Here is a 23982-nt window from a genome sequence, read left to right as displayed (position 1 = left end):
ATAAAAACTTATGAACTCAAAACCAACTGTACTCATTGCTGGTATCACGGGTATCCTTGGTAGCAAAATCGCTTTAACGATACTAGAAAAAGGCGTAATGAACGTTAAAGGATTGATTCGCTCTCATAATATCAGCGATAAAAAGCAACAGCAATTGGACGACTTAAAGGCGAAAGGAGTTGTTTTTGTTGAAGGTGATTTATTTGACCAACAAAGTCTGACTGAAGCTTGCCGGGAAGTTGAAATAATTGTCTCCGCAATTAAAGGCAGTAGCAGCCACGAAACCAACTTGTATCGTGAAGATATCGTGCTTTCCGGGCAGTTAAATCTCTTGGAAGCTGCGATAAATAATAATGTGAAAAAATTTGTCCCTTCCGATTATTCAGTGGATTACTTCAAACTGGATTTGGGCGATAACTACAATCTCGACTTTCGCATCAAATTTGCCGAGCTTTTGAAACAGTCAGGACTTGAATATACTTTTATTCTCAATGGTGCTTTTACCGAAGTTCAATTGTCACCCTTTGCCAAGTTATTTGATTTTGAGGTAGGTACGTTTAGCTATTGGGGTGATGGTGAGCAACCGTGTGATTTTACTACATACGATGATACGGCGAAATATATTGCCGAGGCGATCGCCGATCCGCAAATGGTCAATTCAGCGCTGAAAGTTGCGGGTGATATCCTCACTATGAAACAATTACTCGCCACCTTTGAAGAAGTAAAAGGTAAAAAACTGGTTGAAAAACGCTTAGGTAGTGTGGACGATTTAAAAGCCTGGATTGCTAAAACAAAACAGAAAGCCTTCTGCCCACTTGAATACATTCCCGAACAGTATCACTACACGATGGTATCGGGTAAAGGCAAACTTGACGAACTTGATAACGCTCGTTATCCCCAGATTAAACCGACTACAGTCAAGCAATTTGTTAGCCAAGGAAATTTTTAGATATGACTTCTCTATCTGGTAAAGTCGCAATTGTCACAGGTTCATCACGCGGTATTGGACGTGCCATTGCGGAACGCTTGGGACGTGATGGTGCAAATGTCGTTGTCACCTACGCCGGCAACAAAGACAAAGCAGAAGAAGTGGTTTCCGCAATCAAAGCTAATAAAACGGATGCGATCGCTATCCAAGTTGACATGCGAAAAATTGAAGATGTCCGCAATCTCTTTCAAAAGACACTTGACTATTTTGGCAAGCTGGATATTCTCGTCAACAACGCCGCTGGCAAGAACATTTTTAAACCTACCGCAGAAATGACCGAAGACGAGTATAACTCGATGTTCGACATCAGCAGAGGAGTTTACTTTTCCCTGCAACAAGCAGCACACCACATGGCAGATAACGGCAGAATTGTCAACATTTCTTCCGCTGGTACATCACAAAGTATTGCCACAGGCGGTGCTTATGCTGGTTGCAAAGCTGCGATTGAGCAATTTAGTATGGGGCTGGCAAAAGAATTAGGGACACGCCAGATTACAGTTAATACCGTTGCCCCTGGTGTTACTGACACTGATGGTCTGGTATTGGAACAAGAGCAAGTCAATCAAATGATTGCCCAAACGCCACTCGGTCGCCTCGGTCGTCCGGATGATATCGCCAGTGTTGTTTCTCTGCTGGTATCTGATGATGCCGGGTGGGTAACTGGTCAAAATATCCGCGCTACAGGCGGAATTGTCTAGACCAACAGTAGCAGCAATTACAAAAAATCTTGCTATTTCCTCCCAGCGGTAGAGAGTGTAAATCTACCTAAGACATAGGCTAGAGGATGTTTGACGTTTTTTGTCAATTTCTCACAAATACCATCAAAATTATGCCTGATATTGTTGATACTGCCATGAGTGCGGGGACTTTCTCCACCTTAGTCGCGGCAGTTACGGCTGCTGGTCTTGCAGACACACTTAAGAGTCCCGGTCCATTCACTGTTTTCGCGCCAAATGATGACGCTTTTTCTAAGTTGCCATCAGGAACAGTCGAAGCGCTACTTCAAGATATCCTTACCCTGAGAAAAATTCTAGAATATCATGTGGTATCTGGCAAAGTCACGGCGGCTGATGTCGTTAAACTCAGTCAAGCGACGACGGTTGAAGGTTCAGATGTCAAAATTGATGCCTCGAATGGTGTCAAGGTGAATGATGCCACAGTCGTTCAGCCTGATATCGAAACTGAAAACGGAGTTATCCATGTAATTGACAGCGTACTCTTGCCTGCATCAGTCAGCCTTTAGAGTTTTTGTGAGGTTTGTAGTAAGCACTAAAGTGCTTTATTTAAGCGCTGAAGCGCTTACTACGTTCGTTTTTAAAGAAATTAATCATCATGACTGCAAATACTCAAACACAAAAGCAATCTTCTGATACTAAGTTGCGGCAAAACCGAGTTGCGCTTGTTACTGGTGCTAGTCGGGGCATTGGTGCTGCTACAGCGAAACTTTTGGCAAGTCACGGTGCGGCTGTGGGTGTGAATTATTACAGCAGCGAGTCAGCAGCACAAGAGGTTGTAGACGAGATTACAACAAACGGCGGTAAAGCGATCGCATTTTATTAGCAGTAATACTCGCCGATCGCGTTCAGAACATGAAACTTGAGCTTCTGAACATGAAACTTGAGCTTCAGAACCTGAAACTTGAGCTTCAGAACATGAAACTTGAGCTTCTGAACCTGAAACTTCGAGTTCCGAACATGAAACTTCGAGTTCCGAACCTGAAACTTCGAGTTCCGAACCTGAAACTTCGAGTTCCGAACATGAAACTTCGAGTTCCGAACCTGAAACTTCGAGTTCAGAACCTGAAACTTCGAGTTCAGAACCTGAAACTTCGAGTTCTAATACTCGCGCAAGATACAAAAACACTCAACGATGAAGCAAACTTGGAGAAACAAAAGCAATTATTCGCCACTTAATCGATGAACTGCAACGACAACCTTGATGCTGAAGAAATACGCCTTGGGGAAGATGCACAACGAGATAAAAATTGGAAGCGCTGGGGACCGTATTTAGCAGAAAGACAGTGGGGAACCGTGCGCGAGGACTATTCGGAAGATGGTTCTAACTGGGATTACTTCCCCCACGAACAAGCACGCAGTCGCGCTTATCGTTGGGGGGAAGATGGACTTTTGGGAATATGCGATCGCGAAGGTCGTCTTTGTTTTGCCCTTGCTTTGTGGAATGGATGCGACCCAATTCTCAAAGAACGCATTTTCGGGTTGACCAACAGTCAGGGAAATCACGGTGAAGATGTCAAAGAATATTACTTTTACCTCGACTCAACACCCACCCATTCTTATTTCAAAGCTAATTATAAGTATCCCCAAAGCGAGTTTCCCTACACGCGCTTAATTGAAGAAAACCAGCAGCGCAGCGAATCAGAATCAGAATTTGAACTTATCGATACAGGCATTTTTGCTGAAAATCGCTACTTTGACGTTTTTGCGGAATACGCTAAAGCCAGTCCCAACGATATCTTAATTAAAATCACCGTTGCCAATCGCGCATCCCAAACGGCTACACTTGACATTTTACCCACAATCTGGTTTAAAAATACTTGGTCTTGGGGTCGCACGGGCGAGAGTTATTGGTCAAAACCGCGCATCGAGTATAAAAAAGATGGAGAACTTTTGCTCGATCAGGAAACTTTGGGCAAATTTCATCTTGCAGTTGAACCGTTTTTAGGTAGCGAACCGCCTAAATTTTTGTTTACCGACAACGAGACAAACGCGGTAAAGTTGTTTAACGCGGCTGAAAATCCCAGTCCTTACGTTAAAGATGCTTTTCACGATTATATTGTCAGCGGTGTCAAAGATGCTGTCAATCCGGAAATGGTGGGTACAAAAGCAGCCGCACACTACCATTTAGAAATACCAGCAAAGGAAGAAGTTACAATCAGGTTGCGGCTATTTGCCCAAGACGAAGCACCACAACAACCATTTGATGAAGACTTTGAGCGGATATTTCAACAACGCATCGACGAAGCAGAAGAATTTTATCAAAAGCGCGTTTCTTGCAACCTTAGCGAACACGAAAACCGAGTAGTCAGACAAGCTTATGCAGGGTTGCTGTGGTCAAAACAATTTTATCATTACGGTGTGAAGCAGTGGTTAGAAGGCGATCCGGCACAACCTCCAGCAAAAAGAGAAAAAAACGGACGTAATGTTGATTGGACTGAACTTTACAACCGTGATATTATTTCCATGCCGGATAAATGGGAGTATCCTTGGTATGCAAGTTGGGATTTAGGCTTTCAGATTGTCGCTTTTGCCAAAATCGATCCAGAGTTTGCCAAACAGCAGCTAATTTTGTTTCTGCGGGAATGGTATATGCATCCCAACGGACAAATACCAGCTTACGAATTTGACTTTTCGGCGACAAATCCGCCAGTATTGCCTTGGGCTTGTTGGCGTGTTTATAAAATTACTGCGTGTAAGGGAGAACGCGATCGCACTTTTTTGGTGCGTGTCTTCCAAAAATTGTTGGTAAACTTTACTTGGTGGGTGAACCGCAAAGATTCTACCGGGAAAAATATCTTTTCTGGCGGCTTTTTGGGGATGGATAACATCGGAGTTTTCGATCGATCCAAACCGCTTCCCACTGGGGGAAATCTTCAACAAGCAGACGGCACCGCTTGGATGGCATTTTACTGCCTAACCATGCTAGCAATGGCGCTGGAATTAGCTGATGAAGACCCGGCTTATGAAGATATTGCATCGAAGTTTTTTGAGCATTTCATCGCCATATCCGATGCGATGAATCGACTCGGTGGAACTGGATTGTGGGACGAAGAAGACGGATTTTATTACGATCAGCTTGAGGTGGATGATAAATATATACCATTGAAAGTGCGATCGCTTGTCGGACTTGTGCTATTTTTTGCCGTTGAAACTATCGATTTTCATTTAATCGAGCGTCTGCCAGGATTTTCTAAACGAATGCAGTGGTTTCTCAAAAATCGTAAAGACGTAACCCAGCACATTTCCTGCATGAAAAAAGCGCGGGATCACGGACGCATGTTGTTAGCAATTCCCTCTCAAGAACGTTTAGAAAGAGTGCTGCACTACTTGCTAGATGAAACCGAATTTCTCTCTAAATATGGCATTCGCTCTTTATCCCGCCATCATTTAGATCATCCTTATATCTTGAAATTTGACCATCAAGAGTATTGTGTCAAGTACCTTCCGGGAGAATCTAACAGCAACTTTTTCGGCGGCAATTCCAATTGGCGCGGACCAATTTGGTTTCCCTTAAATTACCTGCTTATTGAAGCTTTAGAACGTTATTATCACTTTTACGGCGACTCTTTAAAAGTTGAATGTCCCACAAATTCCGGACAAATGATGAACCTCTCACAAGTAGCAGACGAACTGCAAAAGCGATTAACCCAGATATTTCTTCCTGACGAACAAGGACGCTGCCCTTGGCAGGGTAATAATCAATACTTTGTAGACGATCCTCATTGGCGCGATTTAATTCTCTATTACGAGTACTTCTGTGGAGATTCCGGGCACGGTTTGGGGGCAAATCATCAAACCGGCTGGACAGCATTAATTGCGCGTTTATTAGAAGATATTGGCTGTAGAAGATAAAACATTATCGTAGTAAGCACTTAAGTGCTTATTTCATAATATGATGAGGACTTCAGTCCTCACTACGGTAAATTTCACAATGCCGACTATTGCCAAAAACAATGATGTTATTACCGTGATAATTATCTTTGCTGTGGAACCAGAAAGACAGCAAGAACTTGTTGATACTATTGTGGAATTTGTGGAAAAAGGCGTCAAACACCAACCGGGTTTTGTTTCATCTAGCATCCACAAAAGTATAGATGGTGTCCGGGTGATGAATTACGCGCAATGGAAAACTCAAGAAGACTATCAAGCGTTTATTAATAACTCTGAACTGCGTCAACTTGGGGCAAAGCTTTCTCAGTTTCAAATTCACGAATCCCACGTTTACGAAGTCGTTGTTTCTCTCCCAGATGATGCCACACGCAAAATAGCCAAAGGTGGTTTAATTCACCTTGCCGAATTTAAAGTCAAGCCAGAAAATCAAATGCGTCTGGTGGAATTAGAGAGAGAATATGTCAAAGTAGGGTTACAACATCCAGACCTAATTTCTGCTAACTTTCATCGCTCCCTTGATGGCGTACATAATGTAAACTACGGACAGTGGCGCACTCTAGATAATTTTGAAGTATTGGTAACAGATCCAAAATACAAACCTTTGAATGAATATTGGCAAGGTTTAGCTGAAAATCAGTTTCATCTCTACGAAGTTGTCTTCACCGAACCTGCTGATTAGGCTGGGAATTGGGAATTGGGAATAGGTAATAGGTAATTGCTAATTGCTAATTGGTAATTGTTTTTTTCAGTCTTCCATTCCCCATTACCCATTACCCATTCCCCATTCCCCATTCCCCATTCACCCTTATTACCAAAACATGCGATTCAAAAAGTGACGTAATAACTTTGGTTCTTCTGGTTCATGATAATCTTTTGGCAATAAAGCAACCAGCGCTGCTTGCAATTCATCCAACACAGCTTGTATTTCTTTCGACTTTGGTCGATGAGATTCAGGAAAAATTAACGCTTCACCAAAACGCAGAGTTAATTCTTTTCTCAAATACAAATCTTGACTACCGATGAGTGCTACAGGTACAATCGGCACGCCAGAACGCAAAGCATAAATTGCCGCACCACGCTTGAGGGGTAGTTGCAATTCACCTTCAACGCTGCCAAGTCTCCCCTCTGGAAACAAAATAATTCCATCTCCACAAGCAAAAATGCCTTGAACGATGCGATCTAGGCGTCGCAGTGTCTCTATAGAATTGCCTTGAGGGACATATTGTTGAATATCATCTGCCAATTCAGCTAAATCTGAACGTCCTGCTTTTGCACCTGAAATCACTGCAATTTCTTCTTTCCAAATGCGTTCTAGGGGAATTACTCCTTTAGCTAAACGCATAAATAAACGTTTCCACCAATTGTTGTAAAGTGTGCGGGCATCGCCCAAAATATGGTAATAGGGGTTTGCAGGCAACTCTGATAGTAGGAGAAATGGATCGATGTGGTTGAGATGATTAGCGGCAATCAGCGCCGGTGTTTGAGGAATGCGTTCGGGAAATTCAACTTGAATTTGAAAAAGAGTGTGAATTATAGTTCGCAACACTTTTCGTCGCACCTCACCGCTGACTTTCTCTTCGGAACCATTTTCTGCTGAGAGTAACGCTTCGGCGATCGCATTATTAGCGCGATCGTTGCGTGCGTAAGCAACACCCTCTTTTGCTCGTTGAATTGTTGCTTTGGTCAGTGGTGGTAAAATAAGTTCTGGATGAGGAATTGGTTGATCTGGTGAGGTGGATTTCATTTCTCTATTCTCAGATTAGAATTTAATGTGAGCTATCGAGAGCGGACTGAAAACCGATGTTTGGCGATTGAATTAACGAACCGCAGAGTACGCAGAGGACGCAGAGGAATAAGAGGAGCGAGAGAGTTTTTGCGTAAGTCTTATAATTAATAGTTTACTTTGTTTGCGCGACAAAAAAGATTACAGCATTTTTTCGAGGAATTGCTTTGCGCGATCGCACTGCGGATTTCGGAAAAACTCGCTGGGTGTAGTATCCTCGGCTATACTTCCTCGGTCGAGAAACATAATTCGACTGGCTACTTCTCTAGCGAATCCCATTTCATGAGTTACAATCGCCATCGTGATTTCTAATTGTGCCAAACTTTTCATCACGTCTAACACATCTTTGACCATTTCTGGATCTAAAGCTGAGGTTGGTTCATCAAACAAAATCATTTCCGGTTCCATCGCTAATGCGCGAGCGATCGCAACTCGTTGTTTTTGTCCTCCAGATAATTTAGATGGGTAAACATCGGCTTTTTCTGCCAAACCGACTTTACCAAGTAACTCCAATCCTTTCTGTTTTGCTTGTTGCTTATCAACTTTTTTCACTTTAATCGGTGCATAAGTGACATTTTGCAGCACTGTCATGTGAGGAAACAAATTAAAGTGTTGAAACACCATCACCAAAGAAGAGCGAACTTTGAGAATGTTTGTTTTAGAGTTGGTGATTTCTTGTTCATTAAAGTAAACTCGTCCTTTAGTCGGACGTTCCAGCAAATTCATACATCGCAGAAAAGTAGACTTACCCGAACCCGAAGGACCAAGAATAGCCACCACTTCACCTTGATAAATCTCTGTGGAAATATCTTTGAGAACATCGAGTTTCCCAAAAGATTTACATAAAAATTCCGTGCGAATTACAGCTTGACTCATATTTTCGTAGTAATGGCTTTAGCCATTAAAATTTATATCCTAAATGCTTTCATAGTCTTGAAGAGCGCTGAAGCGCTCACTACATTATTCACTTCGCCTTAATCTTGTTTCTAAAGCGGAGGCACCGAAAGTCAAACCCATGACTAAAACATAGTAAATCAATCCTGCAAACAACAACGGCTCAAAGTAGATATATTTATTTGCGCCGATAATTTGAGCGCTGCGTAAAATTTCCACCACACCAATCGTTGACACCAACGCCGAATCTTTTAATAGTCCGATAGTTTCATTCACCAAAGCTGGTAAAATGTTCTTTAAAGCTTGGGGTAAAATTACATCCCACATCATCAACCAGTAAGAAACACCCATTGACATCGCTGCTTCACTTTGTCCTTTATCTACTGCTTGAATTCCTCCGCGAATAGTTTCTGACATATACGCGCCAGAGTTGAGGGTAAAAGTTAACACACCCGCCTGCAATGCGGAAATATCATAACCTGTGAGTTGAGGCGTTGCGTAGTAAACTAAAGCCAATTGTAAAAGTAGTGGAGTGCCTCGAAATATAGAGGTGTAGGCATTAGCAAATAAAGTCAGCGGCTTGATGTCGGCAATTTTAAATAAGGATAATACAGTCCCCCAAATTAAACCTAAAAATACTGACAATAAAGTAAACAAAAGAGTTAATGGTATTCCCTGAAGAATAAAGGGAATGTCGGGAAGGATTCTGCTGAAATCGAGATTCAGTCCGGTTTGGGGTGCGGGTGCTGATGAGGATGCGGCAGTATTTTGTGAAAACCACTTGGTTGCTAATTGTTGTATTTCACCTTTATCCTTCATTTGCTGAAGGACTTTGTTGAAAGGTTCAACTAAAGCAGAGTTTTTCGGGAAAGCGATCGCCGATCCACTTCCCTCTTCTGAAGGAATCGCGTTAAATTCTAAATCTGGATTAGCTTGCGCGAATCCCTTGGCAACGGTATCCTCAACAATAGCCGCATCAATTCGCCGCGATTTTATTTCCTGAATTGCTTCCGGCACTTTGTTGAGTTGTTTTAACTGGACACCTGTAACTTTTTGGGCAATTTTCTTCGCATTTGTTTCCTGAATTGTCCCCAATTGTACGCCGACTGTTTTACCTGCAAGGTCTTGCGGTTGCTTCAGGTTGCTATTTTTCGGCGCGACAATCGTATCTTTGGCTTCGTAATAGATAATCGAGAAATCAGCGTTTTTCTTGCGTTCTGGAGTCGGAGTCATCCCAGCCATGACAAAATCAGCCCGATTTGCTTGCAGTGCGGGAATTAAGCCGTTGAAATCCGACTCCATCACCTTGAGTTTAAATTTTAGTTCTTTGGCGATCGCCCGAGCAATATCAATATCAAAGCCAACGATTTTCCGTTCTCCTCCCTGAGTGTCGTAATACTCATAGGGAGGATAATCGGGTGAAGTAATCAACGTCAGCGTATCTTTGCCCACAGACGAAGCTTGTAGAGGATTGCTGTAACTCGTAACAATGCTAATTGCCACGATTGCAGCAAGCAGCACCGTAAATAGCAAAGCTTTGCGTTTCTTCATTTTTTGGTAGATGCAATTTTAGCCGACATCAGGGTAACTCTTTTTTGGTAGGAATGGGGAATTGGGCATGGGGAGATGGGGGGGAGGGGGGAGACAAGGGAGACAAGGGAGACAAGGGAGAGGGGGGATGAGGAAAGAAGAATTACTTTCCTTATCCTCCTTGTCCTCCTTGTCCTCCTTGTCCTCCTTGTCCTCCTTGTCCTCCTTGTCCTCCTTGTCCTCCTTGTCCTCCATTCCCCTTTATATAAAAAAAGCCCTCTTGCTAGTTACCAAACAAGAGAGCAGAAGTGTTCTGTGAGGAGCAAACTGGACGTTTGCTTAACATAAGTTTAACTAAAGAATGAGATCCGCGAGCAATTATTTTTGGCGATCGCATGAGAATTCGTAGTAAGCGCTTCAGCGCTTCCACAAAGCGCTGAAGCGCTTACTACATGAGTAACCTAAATTACTGTAAAACTAACAGTTGTACATCTTCATCAAAGGAACCCAACAAATGACAATGACGCTGATCCAGGGCAACTTCAGAATCGTAAAAACTGCACCTGATGGCGATTCTATCCGCTTTTATCCGCAAAACCCCGAATTGTGGAAGAAATTGCAGACACCAGTCAGCACCAACCGCTCAGGAGGTGCCCAGCTGCGTTTGGATGCGATCGATGCTCTGGAAACACATTATCGCCCGAAAATGGGTAGTATAGGCATACAGCACCAGCCTGCGGAATTTGCTGATGCTGCTGCTAGCGAACTGTTAAAATTTTTGGGATTTCAAAACGTTACCCGTGGTTCCAATCAAGTAATTACTGCCGCAGAACCCGAAGAAGTACCTGGTTTCATCCTCACCCGTTTTGCAGACACGTATGGCAGAGCTGTTGCTTTTGTTTTTAAAGGTGATTCAGAACAAGAAGATGGCAGCAGCATCTATTTAGAAAAATCTTTACTGAAAAAGAGCGCAAATTATCATCTCTTAGCTAAAGGGTTAGTTTACCCTACCTTTTACTCTAAATTATATCCTGATATCCGCAAGCAATTGATTGCTGTCACCGAAAAAGCTCGTACTGATAAAAAGGGTTTATGGTCATCAGATAAAACTAATAAAGGTTTTCTCTTGGAAGAGTTAGAAACTATCACCGACAAAGTTGTTATTTTACCGAAACTGTTTCGCCGGCTGCTTGATTATCTCGCTATTAATGATGGTAGTGTAGCTCTAGACGGATTTATCAACTTTCTGGAATCTAAGAAAGATAAAGTGATAATTCTCCCAGATAGTCATGTTACAGGATTTGATTTTGTGGTGAAAGTCGATGGTCAAAATATCAAATTAACTGTTCAACCTGAAGATTTAGTTTTTATGGAGAAATAGTTTACCTAAATGTAGTGAGGGCTTCAACCATCAAAATAAAGGGCTGAAGCCCTTACTACGTAAGAGAGTATAGGGTGAAAAATCTTAATCGAAAGTATTAATAATACAGTGAGAGATATGGGCATGAAATCTACTTAAAGCATTCCATGTCCGATATCCAATGATGCCGTTGGGTTGTTGATAGCGCGATGCCTGAAAAGCTTGTATTGCTTCAGTTGTTTTTGTGCCAAAGATGCCATCAATTTCACCAGAATAATATTTACCATTTTTCAGTGCGTGCTGAACTGCTTTCACCAGGGAACCGCTACTTCCTTGACTTAACTCTGGCAGACTATTTGCGCCTTCACACAAATATGCCCAGGTATTTTTTCCGACAATACCATCTGTTTTGAGGAAGGCAAGACACTGAAAATATTTAACAGCATCTTGGGTTTGTTCTTCAAAGTGACTTGTGACAAGAACTTGTAGAGGATAATCTGATAAAGTATCGAGTTCTGCAAGCCGCTGGTTTAATGCTTTTTGCATTTCTTTGACAAATTGACTACTTGCACCTAATTGCAAGGTTGGTCGATTAATAGGACATTTAATTGCAGTAGACATCCTCTGTAATTCTCTTTAAATATTTGTTGGTTACAGAATAAATTCAAACAATTCAACACGGATTACGGAATCCGATAAGTATTATTTGGAAGATAAGGAAAGAGCGAAAAATGAGGCGATATTTATGGCAATTAATAGCCATAAATATTGCACCCTTCTTTTTATACCAGTAATATAGTAACTTTGGACACAAAAAAACTCTCTTGTTATTTACTTAACAAGAGAGCAACCGTATAGTGTGAGGACGAAAGCAATGAAGAGGAGGGGGGGAGGGGGGGATGGAAAGATGGAGACAATTTCTTTCTATTACCCATTACCCATTACCCATTCCCCATTACCCATTCCCCATTACGCATTAGGTCCTGCTGTGACAATCACCAGTTTGTCAGGATTAATTAGGTCTTTGATTACCTGCTGCACTTGAGTCATCGTCACTGCTTGAATGCGGTTAGGAAATTCTCGAATTTCTGTAGGTGAAAGCCCGTAAACTGAATTGTCTAAAATGATGCTGGCAACATCACTGGGATTTGCCAAATCTACGGGATAGCTGTTGGTAATTGAGCGTTTTGCTGTGTTTAATTCAGCTTCTGTGACTCCTTGATCTCGCACTTGTTTGAGTAAAGCAACAGCGCTAGCGATCGCTTTATTCGCATCTTGCGGAGAAGTCTGCATCTGAATTAAGAATGGACCTGGATTAACTCCAGCAGCAAAAGCGCTGTAAATACCGTAAGTTAAACCTTGGCGATCGCGTACTTCTGTACCCAAGCGGCTAGACAAGGTATCACCACCTAAAATCTGATTTAGTACCGAAACAGCATAAAAACGAGGGTCTTTACGCGAGATGCCGTTGTAGCCTATATAAGTAACTGCCTCTGCCTTACCGGGAATTACTTTATTCAAACGTGTCTGACTTTGCGGCAACGGTACTGAGGTCAGATTCAAAATCGGTGCTTTACCTTTTGCTTGCCATTTACCAAAAGCTTGATTTAGTAAAGCTTTCACCTTCGCTGGTTCAAAGTCACCCACCATCGCTAACGTTGTTGTATCCGGTCGATAGTGTTCTTGATAAAAGCGAACCAAATCATCGCGAGTAATAGCCTTCAAACTTTCTTCTGTCGGAAAGCTGTAGAACGGATGATTTTCGGGGTAAATTGCTTGCTGAAAAACCCTTCGTCCCAGTCCACGGGGGTCATCTAGCTGTGCTTTCAACCCGATTAATGACCGTCGCCGGCTGAGTTCCAATTGGTCTGCCGGGAAAGTAGCATTTTGTACTACATCTGCCAGAGTTTCTATCAATATCGGCAGATTCGCTGACAAACCTTGACCACCAATAGCGACACCCTCACGGCTAGGACTAAAACCTAAACTGGCTCCTTTATCTTCTAAGGATTTCGCTAATGTGAGAGCATTTTTGGTTTTGGTACCATTCATTAAGTTACCAGCAGTCAAACTCGCTAGCCCAGCTTTTTGGATGTTGTCAAATTCAGCACCAGCGTCAATTTGTCCGGTGAGGTTTATCGAGGGAAAACTGCGATCGCTTAACAAAAGAACCCGCATTCCATTCGCCAGGGTAAATTGTTCTGGTAGCGATTGTTTGCTAGCAGTGGTGGCTGATGTGGCAGGAGGAAGATATTTGGCAAGTTCTGCTGGGTCTACCGGCTTTCCTGGGCTGAAATTCTCGGCAGTGCGACCAGAACCTGCATTAGAAGTTCCTGGTTTACCATCTGCTTGGGTAGGTTCAAAAAAGCCGATGGTTTGTTTAGCCGGATCGAGGTAAGTTTTCGCTGCTTTCTGCACATCAGCTGGTGTAACTTTAGCGATCGCTGCCAGATACCCCTCAATAAAACGATAATCTCCGGCGACGGTTTGATTATACCCCAGTTGATTTGCCTGACTGGTGATATCCTGATTATTCAGGATAAAAGAAGCTTGTAATTGCGTCTTTGCTCTATTTAATTCTTCATTGCTGACTGGCTGCTGTTGCAGTTTCGTCAACGATTGTTGCAACACCGAAGAAATGCGCGATAATTCTTGACCGGGTGCGGCTGTAGCATTAATTTCATACCAACCTGGTTCAATTAATTCTGCTGCACTCGCACTAACTGAACTGGCTAATCCGGATTCTACCAAATCTTGGTAAAGTCGAGAACTACGACCGCCTGTAAGAATACCATCCATCAAATCAATCGCCGCCACATCGGGATGCTTCACATCTGGTAAGGGATAGACAACTTGCAGCAGTGCAGCGCTTCCTGGTTGCTTGAGGACGATAGGCTCTTTTTTCGCCGGAGTATTAGAAGGTACAGATACAGAACCTTTTGGCGGAACCGTTTTGGCTCGTTTGGGAACCTTGCCGAAAGTGTCTTTGATAACTTTCAGCGTTGGTGCGGTGGTAAAATCGCCTGTAACTACCAATGTGGCATTATCTGGACTGTAGAAGGTTTGGTAATAATTCCGCACCTGCGAGAGCGTGAATTTCTCGACATCGGCTTTTGTGCCTCCTACAGGTAAACCATAAGTTCGATTCGGGAAAGCAGCCCGCAACACCGCTCGACCGAGACGGTAGCTAGGCGAATTTTCATATCCCTGTAGTTCAGAAATTACTACGCGCTTTTCGCTCGTCAGTTGGTCGGGTTCTATTAAAGCACCTTCCATGCGATCGGCTTCTAAGGTCAGCAGTGCTTCGAGTTTGTCTCGCTGCACCGTACCATAGTAAGCAGTTTCGTCATAGCTGGTAAAAGCATTAGATTGACTACCCAAAGCACTAAACAGCCGCCCAAATTGTACTGGACGGGTAGAAGTGCCTTTAAACATTAAATGTTCTAGCTGGTGGGAGATACCATTTTCCCCCGTCCCCTCATTGCGTGAACCAACTTTATACCAAACCTGCACGCTGACCACTGGTGCAGTATGGATTTCTTTGGTTAACACGGTTAAACCGTTGTCTAATACCGTTTTTGTCACCCCTTGGGTCAGTGCTGAACCCGATACAGGTGCAACTGTAGTTGGCGTTGCCGCGTTGGTAAAATTGTCTGAAAAGAAATCTAGACTGAGAAAAAGGCTGAGGAACAACCCTATAAGAATGTATGGACGCAGTTTAGGAAAGAAAGGCATTGTTAGCAATTGAAATTCAAAACTGAAAAATCACGCATAGTATAAATCCATCTTGGCAAGTATTTTACGATGTTGGGTAATGGGGAATGGGGAATGGGTAATGGGGAATGGGTAATGGGGAATGGGGAATGGGGAATGGAAAGAATCTCTTATTCTCAATGCAAGCGTGCCCAATTACCAATTAGCCATTCCCAATTAGCAATTACCATTGCCCAATGCCCCATGCCCCATGCCCCAACATGGCAAAAAAACTCTCGCTAGCGAGAACGATAAATTGCCCTAGCGATCTAAAATGACACTGTTAATAGACACACCAAAAAATTGAGTATATGGCGCGTCAACGCTCGATATTGTCATTGATTCTGGTAATTTTGGCAACATTCCTGATTAGTTGTGGCGGTCCGACTGTCGCTACTGCACCTCCAACCTATACTACGGCTCAGTTAGAGAAAATTCAGGAATATGTTCCTGATATTCTTTCGGTACGCGATCGCTCAGATGAACTGCAAAAGCTGATCCGCAGAAATGATTGGATCGATGTGGGTAATTTTATCCACGGTCCGATGACATCCGTCAAGCTGAACATGAGCTACATTGCTTCCAACCTGCTACCTAAAGACCAATCCCAAGCACGTCAGATAACGCGAGATTTATTTAACCACCTGGTAAAAATAGATCAAGCCGCAGCCGATCGCAACTCTCAACAAGCTTTAAGCAACAACAAAGCCGCTTTTGCTGACATTGACAATTTCTTACAATTGTTACCGCAAAGCAACAACCCACAAGAAAGTTAGGCTTAAGGAAAAGACAAGGAGACAAGGAGACAAGGGGGACAAGGGGGACTCCTTGGAGACAAGGAGAATAATTCTTTCTCCCCCTTCCCACGCCAGTCGCCTCAACGGAGGGAACCTCCGCACAGCGCTGGCTCCCCAACCCCACTTCGTGGGGACCCCAAAGCCCCCCATCCCCTTGTCCCCCCCTCTCCCCCCCTCCCCCCCACTCCCTACTCCCCACTCCCCACTCCCTATCTCCCCAAAAAGCAATGAGTCATGCAGTCATTATCGGTTGTGGTGTTGTTGGGGCGGCGATCGCCTATGAACTCAGTCAAGTTCAAGACCTGAAAATCACTGTCATCGACTTTCAACCACCCGCGCAAGCCTCTACAGGGGCAGCATTAGGCGTTTTGATGGGTGCGATTAGCCATAAAATTAAGGGTAATGCTTGGCGAATGCGCTCATATAGCATTCAACGTTATGAAACTCTAATTCCGGAACTAGAAGCTATCACAAATCGTAAAATCCCTTTTAATCGTCAAGGAATTCTCAGCCTTTGTTTGCAAGAAGATAATTTAGCAGACTGGCAAAAACTAGCGGAAATTCGCTCTTCTCAAAACTGGAAATTAGAAGTTTGGGACGTGGCAAAATTAAAGTCAGTCTGTCCGCAAGTAAATAACGATAATATTACTGGTGCTGTTTATTCTCCCCAAGACCGCCAACTTGACCCAACAGCTTTAACTTTAGCTTTAGTTGATGCATCTCAACGCAACGGCGTTACTTTTAAATTTGGCGTTACCGTCAACGGAACTTTAACTTCCGCGCGAACCGCCGCAAATTCATGCAATCAACTTGAGACGACAGAGGGTAAAATTACTGCTGATTGGTTTATAATCGCCGCCGGATTGGGTTCGTCACTTTTGACAGCACAATTAAACCAAATGATTGATATTCGCCCTGTGTTGGGACAAGCTTTGCAAGTAAGCTTAAAACATCCTTTAGGCGATCGCGACTTTCAACCAGTGATTACAGGCGATGATATTCACATAGTCCCTGTAGGTAACGGCGATTATTGGATTGGTGCAACGGTAGAATTTCCCAATGATACCCATGAAATACCACCTAACGAAGAACTATTGAAGCAAGTTTTAACTGGTGCGATCGCCTTTTGTCCAGAATTAACATCAGCCACAATTAACCGCACCTGGTCGGGATTGCGTCCCCGTCCCGAAAAACGACCCGCACCAATCATAGGCAAATTACCAGGCTTTAATAACATTCTCCTCGCCACCGGACATTATCGCAACGGCGTTTTATTAGCACCCGCAACAGCACACGCAATTCGTGAGATGATTATCTCCAACGATTCCTAATTTTAATAAAACTTTGCGCCTTTGCGCCTTTGCGTGAGGCTTTTTCTCATGTCAATACAAGAACATAAAATAACCGTAAATTCCCTTGAATGGTTTTATCGCCAAGCTGAACCGATTGGTCAAACAGACTTATTGCCTGTATTATTGCTACACGGCTTACCGTCACAAAGTTACAGTTGGCGTAACATTTTACCAGCTTTAGCGAAACAGGGTACAAGAGCGATCGCACCAGATTGGATTGGCTATGGTTTTTCATCCAAACCTGAAAAAAGAGACTTTGCTTATACCCCAGATGCATTTATCACAGCTTTATCAGAATTTATCCAAGCCTTAGAATTAAAACGTTTTTCTTTAGTTGTCCAAGGATTTTTAGGTTCTGTAGGACTGCAATATGCTTTGCGACATCCAGAACAAATTGCCAACATAGCTATCATCAATACCCCAATTACCAGCGCTGCCAAATTACCTTGGAAAATTCAACAACTCGGTTTACCTCTTGCAGGTGAAATGATGACTCAAGACCCTTTATTAGTTGATAGAACTTTAGAAGGTGGTTGTCGTTACGTCATCGAAGAGAAAGATTTAGATGTTTATCGAAAGCCATATTTGAAAAGTTCCTCTTCTGGAAGAGGACTTTTATCAACTATCCGCAATTTACAACTTCAGCCAGCCATGACCGAAATCGAATCTGGCTTTAAAGAATGGCAAAAACCAATTTTAATTCAATGGGGAATGATTGACCCTTGGCTTTCTATAGATATGGCACAAAAGTTTGCCGATTCTGTACCGAATGCCGAAGTAATAAAACTTCATAATGTGGGGCATTATCCTCAAGAACATTATCATGAAACGATTTTAGAAGACCTTTTGCCTTTTGTACGGCGTACAGATAATAAGTAAAAATAGAAGAAAGTCTCGTAGTGAGCACTTTAGTGCTCAAAATAAGCGATGAATCGCTTACTACGTATTGCTTTTTTTCAGTGATTTGTCCAACTAAATGGAGAATGAAATTCATGGCTTATTCATGGTTTAAAGCGTTTCACATTATCGGGATTGTAGTTTGGTTTGCTGGATTATTTTATCTAGTACGTCTTTTTATCTATCACGTCGAAGCCAACCAAGAACCAGAACCAGCACGCACGATACTGAAAAATCAGTATCAGATAATGGAAAAACGGCTTTACAGCATTATCACCACCCCAGGAATGTTGTTAACAGTAGCAATGGCAATCGGTTTATTAACTACTGAACCAGAAGTTTTAAAACAGACTTGGTTGCATGTCAAACTAGGATTTGTGGCTCTTTTACTCGGCTATCATCATTATTGCAAAAGGCTAATGAAGCAGTTAGCAGTTGATGAATGTCGCTGGAGTAGCAAACAGTTACGCGCTTTGAATGAAGCACCCAGCTTAATGTTAGTCGTGATTGTATTACTGGCTATATTTAAAGATAGTCTACCGACCGATATTACTGTTTGGGTAATTGTGGCAATGATTATTGCGATGGTAGCCACTATTCAACTTTACGCGAAAAAGCGCAGACAAGATAAAGAAAAGGAATTGGCGGAAATTTCACAAGTTCCACAACAGCAGGGATAGTGGATAGTGGATAGTGGATAGTTGTTGGTGGCTCTTAAGTAGGGTGCGTTAACGTAGTAACGCACCCTACATCTGATGCTATAGTTATAAAACCCAGAATATGATGTCTGCGCTTCCTGGTTATACTCTCGGCACAATTCTTCACAATGGTGATCGCACGCTTGTTTATCAAAGCATTCGCGAGTGCGATCGCCAAAAAGTCGTGATTAAAACACTCAAAGCAGATTTTCCAACAATCGAAGAAACCGCTCGACTCAAGCTTGAATATGAAATACTCAGAGATTTGCCGCTGCAAGGCGTAATTAAACCTTATAAATTAGAACAGTATCAAAAACGATTCGCACTGATTTTAGAAGATTTTGGCAGCGATCTCAAGACATTTGTCGCCGGGAAAATTCTTGCCTTAACAGATTGGTTAGGAATTGCGATTCAAATTGCATCTATCTTAGGTGAAATTCATCAACATCAAATTATTCATAAAGATATTAAACCAAAAAATATTCTGATTAATTCGCATCGCGAAGTTAAAATTATTGACTTTAGTATCGCTTCGCGTCTTTCTAAAGAAAATCCGCTTTTGAGTCCACCCAGTTTACTAGAAGGTAGCTTAAACTATCTTTCTCCAGAACAAACCGGAAGGATGAATCGAGCAATTGATTACCGCAGCGATTTGTACGCTTTAGGAGTAACATTTTACGAGTTGCTGACGCAGCGTTTGCCATTTCAATCTGACGACCCCTTAGAATTAATTCACGCTCACATTGCCAAACAACCGATTCCACCGCATCAAGTGCGGCAAGATATTCCGGTTGTAATTTCAAATATGATCATGAAGTTGCTGGCAAAAAACGCGGAAGACCGCTATCAAAGTGCTTTTGGAGTCAAGAAGGATTTAGAAACAGCTTTAACACAGTTAACTACAAGCGGGGAAATTAAAGAATTTGCGATCGCTCAACACGATACTTCTGGACATTTACTGATTCCCCAAAAGTTGTATGGACGTGAAGCAGAAGTTGCCACACTCATGCAAGCGTTTGATCGGATAGCAAAAGTTGAGAAAATTGAACTGTTACTTGTCAGTGGCTATTCTGGCATTGGTAAATCTTCTTTAGTGAACGAAATTTACAAGCCAATTCTGCAACAGCGGGGTTATTTTATTGCCGGTAAATTCGACCAATTTCAACGAGATATTCCCTATGCTTCATTGATTCAAGCATTTCGGATGTTGATGCAGCAATTGTTAGCTGAAAGTGCTGCCAATCTGGAAGTATGGAAAACGAAACTGCGGTCAGCTTTAGGAGAAAACGCTCAAGTGATAATTGAAGTAATTCCGGAAGTGGAATTGCTGGTTGGAGCGCAACCACCTGTACCAACATTAGGAGCAACAGAAACTCAAGCTAGATTTAATCGCGTCTTTCAAGCTTTTATTAACGTCTTTGCCCAAAAAGAACATCCCCTAGTATTATTTTTAGATGATTTGCAATGGGCAGATTATGCGTCTTTAAAGTTCATTCAAGCTTTAATAAACGATGCCAATATCGGCTATTTATTGCTATTAGGTGCGTATCGCGATAATGAAGTAAGTGCGGCACATCCTCTAATTCAAACAATAGCCCAATTGCAAGAAACAGGGGCGAAAATCAATCAGATTGTCCTCAAACCGCTATCAATTGAGAGCGTTAAACAATTAGTCGCAGATACATTACAAGAAACAGAAACCTCTACACAATTAGCAACATTACTCTACAACAAAACAGACGGTAATCCCTTCTTTTTAACTCAATTATTGCAATCTCTGGCGCAAAGGAATCTAATTAAATTTGATTTTGCAACCGCTCGGTGGAGGTGGGATTTAACTCAAATTCAAACTGTTGGGGTGACAGATAATGTAATTGAGTTAATGGTTAATAAAATTGAAAAATTACCAAAAACTACACAAACACTCCTAAAGTTTGCGGCTTGTATTGGTTATCGCTTTGATTTAGAAACGCTTGCGATTATATCGCAAAAAACTGTATTGGAGACGGCTAAAGAAATTTGGTCAGCGATGCAAGCCGGATTAATTTTACCTTTAAATAATGCTTACAAAATTCCCTTGTTTGTCGGGGAAGAAACTGCGACGATCGCTCTCGATGAGCATACCATTAATTATCAATTTTTGCACGACCGAGTTCAACAAGCCGCAGAAGCGCTGATTCCGGAAGCAGAACGTAAAGCAACCCATCTAAAAATCGGTCAAAGACTTTTACAAAGTCAATCACCATCATCACAAAAAGAAAACATTTTTGAATTAGTTAATCACTTAAATTACGGCAAAGATTTAATTAGCGACCAAGAACAAAGAAATCAATTAGCAGCATTGAACTTAATCGCCGGTCAAAAAGCTTCATCAGCGATCGCTTACGAACCATCTGCCCGTTATTTTAATTTGGGATTAGAGCTTTTAGCAAATGACTGCTGGGAACAGCAGTACGATCTAACATTATCACTGTATTGCAGGTTGATTGATGTTGAGTGCATTAACGCTAATTTTGCGCGATCGCAATCTCTAATTAATCTAGCATTGCAACATACGAAAACACTTTTAGACCGCATCCGTATCTACAAACTACAAATTCAACTGGAAATTGCTCAAGGCAATTCCGCTGCCTCAATCGAAACCGCATTAAAAGCTTTATTACTATTAGATGTCCGCATTCCTACACAAGACGCAGAAATTGAAAGTTACAATATTCAACTTCAACAGAAACTTGTGTTTCAACCAAATGATGTGGCAGCACTAGCTAATCTACCTGTGATGAGCGATGCTAACAAACAAGCTGCAGTAGAAATACTCAACACCATGCCGGGTCCTGTTTACATTGCCAGACCGCAATTATTTATCCCGATGATGTTAACTATGACTCAGCTTTCCGTTGAGTATGGCAACTGGATACCATCATCGTTTGCTTACTGTCTGTTTGGGTTTCTTTGCGCGGCAGTATTTGACAACATCGATACCGGATATGAATTTGGACAGTTATCTCTCAAGGTATTAGAACAATTTAACGATAAAACTCTTTATCCGCATGTGTTAAAGGTGTATGGTTCTCACGTTCACTTCATTAAAAACTCTCTGCGATCGACATTGAAATTCTTACAAGCTTCTGTAGAACGAGCGATGGAAGTAGGCAATCTGGAGTTTGTCGGTTATGGTACGAGCGAGTACGTGATGCACCATTTCTTTAGTGGGGAGAACTTAGAAATTGTCAATCAAAAAGCACTACCTTATGTCGAACTTGTCGATCGCGCTAAACAAGAATTAGGTATTTACTACATCCGCATTGCCCGACAAGTCGTTTTAAATTTCATGGGTTTAGCAGACGATTTGCTGGTATTGACAGGTGAGAGTTTCAACGAAGCGACAATGCTACCAAGTGTGGCAGCAGGAAATTGGCAAACGCTACTGTGCTGCTTTTATCTGTTCAAATTGATGTTAGCGTATCGATTTGGTGATTACGAACAAGCATCAATCCAGGCAAAATCAACCGCAGCGAATTTACAAGCTGTTGTCGGGATGATGATGATGTATGAGTACATTTTCTACGATTCGCTGACTTTACTGCAATGCGATCGCGAACTACTTCCACAAGTACAAGCAAACCAAGCGATTTTAAAACAAAAAGCAGATTACGCACCGATGAATTTTCAGCATAAATATGAGTTAGTCGAAGCGGAAATTGCCAGAGTTACAGGACAAACGCTGCTGGCAATGAATGCCTACGATGCTAGCATTCAATCGGCGAAAAATCACGAATTTACTCAAGATGAAGCTTTAGCGAACGAATTAGCCGCCAAATTTTATTTAGGAATTAACAAACCGAAAATTGCCGCAGCGTATTTGAATGATGCGTATTTAGGTTATATCAGTTGGGGTTCGCAACCATTAGCGGAGAATTTATTAACTCGTTACCCAGACTTGTTGAAACAGCATACTCGTGGAAGCACCGCTTCTACCACATCATCGACTACTGCTGCCTGGTTAGACTTATCCACCGTAGTCAAAGCTTCTCAAGCGATCGCTAGCGAACTAAGAATTAAGAATTTATTAAATCGATTAATTGCGATCGTCATCGAAAATGCTGCCGCACAACGAGGATTTTTGATTGCCGAAAAAGCCGGTGAATTTACCATTGTCGCTGTCGGCACAATTGACCAAAATTCAATTATCTCACCTTCCAATCAAACACAACTTCCTTTAGCAATTCTTAATTATGTGGTTCGCACCAGAGAAAGTATTGTCCTCAATCATGCAACCAAAGAAGGAATTTTTATTAACGATCCATATATTAGAGAATATCAGCCGAAGTCTGTTTTGTGTACTCCGATTATTCATCAAGGACAGCTGAAAAATTTACTTTATTTAGAAAATTATATAACCACGGGAGCCTTTACCGTTGAACGTTTAGAAATATTAAAATTGCTGTCTGCTCAAATTGCCGTTTCCTTAGAAAATTCTCAACTCTACGAAAATCTGGCTCAAACAAATGCGGAATTAGCAGCTGCCAATAGCCAATTAGAACAGTATACTCAAACATTAGAAGCAACTGTAGCAGAACGCACTTTAGAATTACAACATAAAAATACTCGTTTGGAGCAAACAACAGCACAACTCACCTTAATTAACAAAGAACTGGAAAGTTTTTCTTCTTCAGTTTCTCATGACTTGCGATCGCCTTTGCGACGAATTGACTATTTTACCCAAATGCTCGCAGAATCTCTTAACGATTCCTTAACTGCAACTCGTCAAAATTACCTAAATCGCATTCAAAACTCAACTCAACACATGCGGCAATTGATTGAGGATTTGTTGCGATTATCGCAAATCAGCCGCTCGCAATTGCATCGCACTCAAGTAAATTTGAGTACAATGGTACAGGCGATCGCCGAAGACCTAGAAAAAGACCAACCAAGACAAGCAAAGTTCCAAATTACCCCAGATTTAACCACTTCTGCCGATGCTAATTTATTGCGGGCAGCACTGGATAACTTGCTGGGCAATGCCTGGAAATACACGCGCACCCGTGAATATACGCAAATTGATTTTGATAAGCTTGATAATAATATCTTCTTCATTCGCGATAACGGTGTCGGTTTCGATATGAATGATTCAGACAATCTATTTCAACCTTTTCAACGGCTGCATTCTGCCAAAGAATTTGAAGGAAATGGCATTGGTTTAGCCACAGTTCAACGAATCATCCACCGTCATGGTGGGCGAATCTGGGCAGAGGGCAAGGTTGGGGAAGGAGCAACTTTTTATTTTACTTTAGAAGGATAA

The 23982-nt window shown here is 42.1% G+C and carries 21 protein-coding genes; 14 read left to right on the top strand and 7 right to left on the bottom strand.

Annotated elements, in window-relative coordinates; genetic code table 11:
• Window positions 1-10: 10 nt before the first annotated feature.
• From PI95_RS04795 to PI95_RS04780, 4 genes are all read left to right on the top strand, one after another.
• On the top strand, window positions 11-949 hold the full coding sequence (locus tag PI95_RS04795) for an NmrA family NAD(P)-binding protein (protein ID WP_039743721.1): 939 nt from the start codon (window positions 11-13) through the stop codon (window positions 947-949).
• Window positions 950-951: 2 nt separating this feature from the next.
• A complete protein-coding gene (locus tag PI95_RS04790) occupies window positions 952-1686 on the top strand; it encodes a glucose 1-dehydrogenase (RefSeq protein WP_039743719.1) in 735 nt (244 codons plus the stop codon).
• Window positions 1687-1817: 131 nt separating this feature from the next.
• Window positions 1818-2231 carry a fasciclin domain-containing protein gene (locus PI95_RS04785; protein WP_039744169.1) on the top strand — a complete coding sequence of 138 codons (414 nt, stop codon included), beginning with the start codon at window positions 1818-1820 and terminating at the stop codon, window positions 2229-2231.
• Window positions 2232-2320: 89 nt separating this feature from the next.
• The gene (locus tag PI95_RS04780) at window positions 2321-2548 is read left to right on the top strand and encodes an SDR family NAD(P)-dependent oxidoreductase (protein ID WP_039743717.1); all 228 of its coding nucleotides are present in this window, start codon (window positions 2321-2323) and stop codon (window positions 2546-2548) included.
• Here the strand turns inward: PI95_RS04780 and PI95_RS04775 are convergent.
• Entirely contained in the window at window positions 2483-2851 is a 369-nt protein-coding gene (locus PI95_RS04775; protein WP_163518616.1) for a hypothetical protein, read from the bottom strand. The genes PI95_RS04780 and PI95_RS04775 overlap by 66 nt on opposite strands.
• 53 nt (window positions 2852-2904) lie before the next feature.
• Here PI95_RS04775 and PI95_RS04770 point away from each other — a divergent pair, with 53 nt between their 5' ends.
• On the top strand, window positions 2905-5577 hold the full coding sequence (locus PI95_RS04770) for an MGH1-like glycoside hydrolase domain-containing protein (RefSeq protein ID WP_039743715.1): 2673 nt from the start codon (window positions 2905-2907) through the stop codon (window positions 5575-5577).
• A 40-nt stretch (window positions 5578-5617) separates the two neighbouring features.
• Window positions 5618-6295, top strand: a complete 678-nt coding sequence (locus tag PI95_RS04765; RefSeq protein WP_236116934.1) for an antibiotic biosynthesis monooxygenase family protein — start codon at window positions 5618-5620, stop codon at window positions 6293-6295.
• 129 nt (window positions 6296-6424) lie between these two features.
• Here PI95_RS04765 and PI95_RS04760 read toward each other — a convergent pair whose 3' ends face one another.
• From PI95_RS04760 to PI95_RS04745, 4 genes are all read right to left on the bottom strand, one after another.
• Window positions 6425-7360 (bottom strand): lysophospholipid acyltransferase family protein, encoded by a 936-nt coding sequence (locus PI95_RS04760; protein WP_039743710.1) that lies wholly within the window; start codon window positions 7358-7360, stop codon window positions 6425-6427.
• Between the two features lie 180 nt (window positions 7361-7540).
• A complete protein-coding gene (locus tag PI95_RS04755) occupies window positions 7541-8275 on the bottom strand; it encodes an amino acid ABC transporter ATP-binding protein (RefSeq protein WP_039743708.1) in 735 nt (244 codons plus the stop codon).
• A gap of 84 nt (window positions 8276-8359) precedes the next feature.
• Window positions 8360-9844 carry an ABC transporter substrate-binding protein/permease gene (locus tag PI95_RS04750; protein ID WP_039743706.1) on the bottom strand — a complete coding sequence of 495 codons (1485 nt, stop codon included), beginning with the start codon at window positions 9842-9844 and terminating at the stop codon, window positions 8360-8362.
• Between the two features lie 18 nt (window positions 9845-9862).
• On the bottom strand, window positions 9863-10078 hold the full coding sequence (locus PI95_RS04745; RefSeq protein ID WP_039743704.1) for a hypothetical protein: 216 nt from the start codon (window positions 10076-10078) through the stop codon (window positions 9863-9865).
• Window positions 10079-10343: 265 nt separating this feature from the next.
• Between PI95_RS04745 and PI95_RS04740 the strand changes: the two genes are divergently transcribed.
• Window positions 10344-11204: a thermonuclease family protein gene (locus PI95_RS04740; protein ID WP_236116933.1), complete on the top strand. Its 861-nt coding sequence runs from the start codon at window positions 10344-10346 to the stop codon at window positions 11202-11204.
• Between the two features lie 84 nt (window positions 11205-11288).
• Here the strand turns inward: PI95_RS04740 and PI95_RS04735 are convergent, their stop codons facing one another.
• A complete protein-coding gene (locus PI95_RS04735; RefSeq protein WP_039743702.1) occupies window positions 11289-11804 on the bottom strand; it encodes a peptidoglycan-binding domain-containing protein in 516 nt (171 codons plus the stop codon).
• Window positions 11805-12152: 348 nt separating this feature from the next.
• The gene (locus PI95_RS04730) at window positions 12153-14918 is read right to left on the bottom strand and encodes a M16 family metallopeptidase (RefSeq protein WP_052324899.1); all 2766 of its coding nucleotides are present in this window, start codon (window positions 14916-14918) and stop codon (window positions 12153-12155) included.
• A 93-nt stretch (window positions 14919-15011) separates the two neighbouring features.
• Between PI95_RS04730 and PI95_RS04725 the strand changes: the two genes are divergently transcribed.
• The 7 genes from PI95_RS04725 (at window position 15012) to PI95_RS04695 (ending at window position 23982) form a co-directional block, all read left to right on the top strand.
• Window positions 15012-15179, top strand: coding sequence for a hypothetical protein (locus PI95_RS04725; protein WP_163518612.1), 168 nt, complete (start codon window positions 15012-15014; stop codon window positions 15177-15179).
• A gap of 68 nt (window positions 15180-15247) precedes the next feature.
• Entirely contained in the window at window positions 15248-15712 is a 465-nt protein-coding gene (gene psbQ, locus PI95_RS04720; protein WP_039743700.1) for a photosystem II protein PsbQ, read from the top strand.
• On the top strand, window positions 15660-16016 hold the full coding sequence (locus PI95_RS04715; protein WP_163518611.1) for a hypothetical protein: 357 nt from the start codon (window positions 15660-15662) through the stop codon (window positions 16014-16016). Before psbQ ends, PI95_RS04715 begins: the two co-directional genes overlap by 53 nt.
• Complete coding sequence (locus PI95_RS04710) at window positions 15961-17064, top strand: NAD(P)/FAD-dependent oxidoreductase (RefSeq protein WP_039743696.1); 1104 nt, start codon at window positions 15961-15963, stop codon at window positions 17062-17064. The genes PI95_RS04715 and PI95_RS04710 overlap by 56 nt, the downstream gene beginning before the upstream one ends.
• 48 nt (window positions 17065-17112) lie before the next feature.
• Window positions 17113-17964: an alpha/beta fold hydrolase gene (locus PI95_RS04705; protein ID WP_039743694.1), complete on the top strand. Its 852-nt coding sequence runs from the start codon at window positions 17113-17115 to the stop codon at window positions 17962-17964.
• Between the two features lie 113 nt (window positions 17965-18077).
• Window positions 18078-18662, top strand: coding sequence for a protoporphyrinogen oxidase HemJ (gene hemJ / locus PI95_RS04700; RefSeq protein WP_039744158.1), 585 nt, complete (start codon window positions 18078-18080; stop codon window positions 18660-18662).
• 100 nt (window positions 18663-18762) lie between these two features.
• The gene (locus PI95_RS04695) at window positions 18763-23982 is read left to right on the top strand and encodes an AAA family ATPase (protein WP_163518615.1); all 5220 of its coding nucleotides are present in this window, start codon (window positions 18763-18765) and stop codon (window positions 23980-23982) included.

Origin of the sequence: Hassallia byssoidea VB512170 (assembly GCF_000817785.2) — a bacterium.
GTDB lineage: Bacteria > Cyanobacteriota > Cyanobacteriia > Cyanobacteriales > Nostocaceae > Hassallia > Hassallia carrinoi.
Note: the sequence above shows the minus strand (reverse complement) of the source record. Positions and strands in the feature narration are given on the sequence as shown.

Bases quoted from the DNA above. Each gene is read 5' to 3' on its own strand.
- PI95_RS04765 (WP_236116934.1), top strand. From the start codon at position 5,618: ATGATGAGGACTTCAGTCCTCACTACGGTAAATTTCACAATGCCGACT.
- PI95_RS04735 (WP_039743702.1), bottom strand. From the start codon at position 11,804: ATGTCTACTGCAATTAAATGTCCTATTAATCGACCAACCTTGCAATTA.
- PI95_RS04795 (WP_039743721.1), top strand. From the start codon at position 11: ATGAACTCAAAACCAACTGTACTCATTGCTGGTATCACGGGTATCCTT.
- PI95_RS04760 (WP_039743710.1), bottom strand. From the start codon at position 7,360: ATGAAATCCACCTCACCAGATCAACCAATTCCTCATCCAGAACTTATT.
- PI95_RS04695 (WP_163518615.1), top strand. From the start codon at position 18,763: ATGATGTCTGCGCTTCCTGGTTATACTCTCGGCACAATTCTTCACAAT.
- PI95_RS04745 (WP_039743704.1), bottom strand. From the start codon at position 10,078: ATGGAGGACAAGGAGGACAAGGAGGACAAGGAGGACAAGGAGGACAAG.
- PI95_RS04710 (WP_039743696.1), top strand. From the start codon at position 15,961: ATGAGTCATGCAGTCATTATCGGTTGTGGTGTTGTTGGGGCGGCGATC.
- PI95_RS04755 (WP_039743708.1), bottom strand. From the start codon at position 8,275: ATGAGTCAAGCTGTAATTCGCACGGAATTTTTATGTAAATCTTTTGGG.
- PI95_RS04785 (WP_039744169.1), top strand. From the start codon at position 1,818: ATGCCTGATATTGTTGATACTGCCATGAGTGCGGGGACTTTCTCCACC.
- psbQ (WP_039743700.1), top strand. From the start codon at position 15,248: ATGGCGCGTCAACGCTCGATATTGTCATTGATTCTGGTAATTTTGGCA.
- PI95_RS04780 (WP_039743717.1), top strand. From the start codon at position 2,321: ATGACTGCAAATACTCAAACACAAAAGCAATCTTCTGATACTAAGTTG.
- PI95_RS04705 (WP_039743694.1), top strand. From the start codon at position 17,113: ATGTCAATACAAGAACATAAAATAACCGTAAATTCCCTTGAATGGTTT.
- PI95_RS04725 (WP_163518612.1), top strand. From the start codon at position 15,012: ATGGGTAATGGGGAATGGGTAATGGGGAATGGGGAATGGGGAATGGAA.
- PI95_RS04740 (WP_236116933.1), top strand. From the start codon at position 10,344: ATGACGCTGATCCAGGGCAACTTCAGAATCGTAAAAACTGCACCTGAT.
- PI95_RS04770 (WP_039743715.1), top strand. From the start codon at position 2,905: ATGAACTGCAACGACAACCTTGATGCTGAAGAAATACGCCTTGGGGAA.
- PI95_RS04790 (WP_039743719.1), top strand. From the start codon at position 952: ATGACTTCTCTATCTGGTAAAGTCGCAATTGTCACAGGTTCATCACGC.
- PI95_RS04750 (WP_039743706.1), bottom strand. From the start codon at position 9,844: ATGAAGAAACGCAAAGCTTTGCTATTTACGGTGCTGCTTGCTGCAATC.
- hemJ (WP_039744158.1), top strand. From the start codon at position 18,078: ATGGCTTATTCATGGTTTAAAGCGTTTCACATTATCGGGATTGTAGTT.
- PI95_RS04730 (WP_052324899.1), bottom strand. From the start codon at position 14,918: ATGCCTTTCTTTCCTAAACTGCGTCCATACATTCTTATAGGGTTGTTC.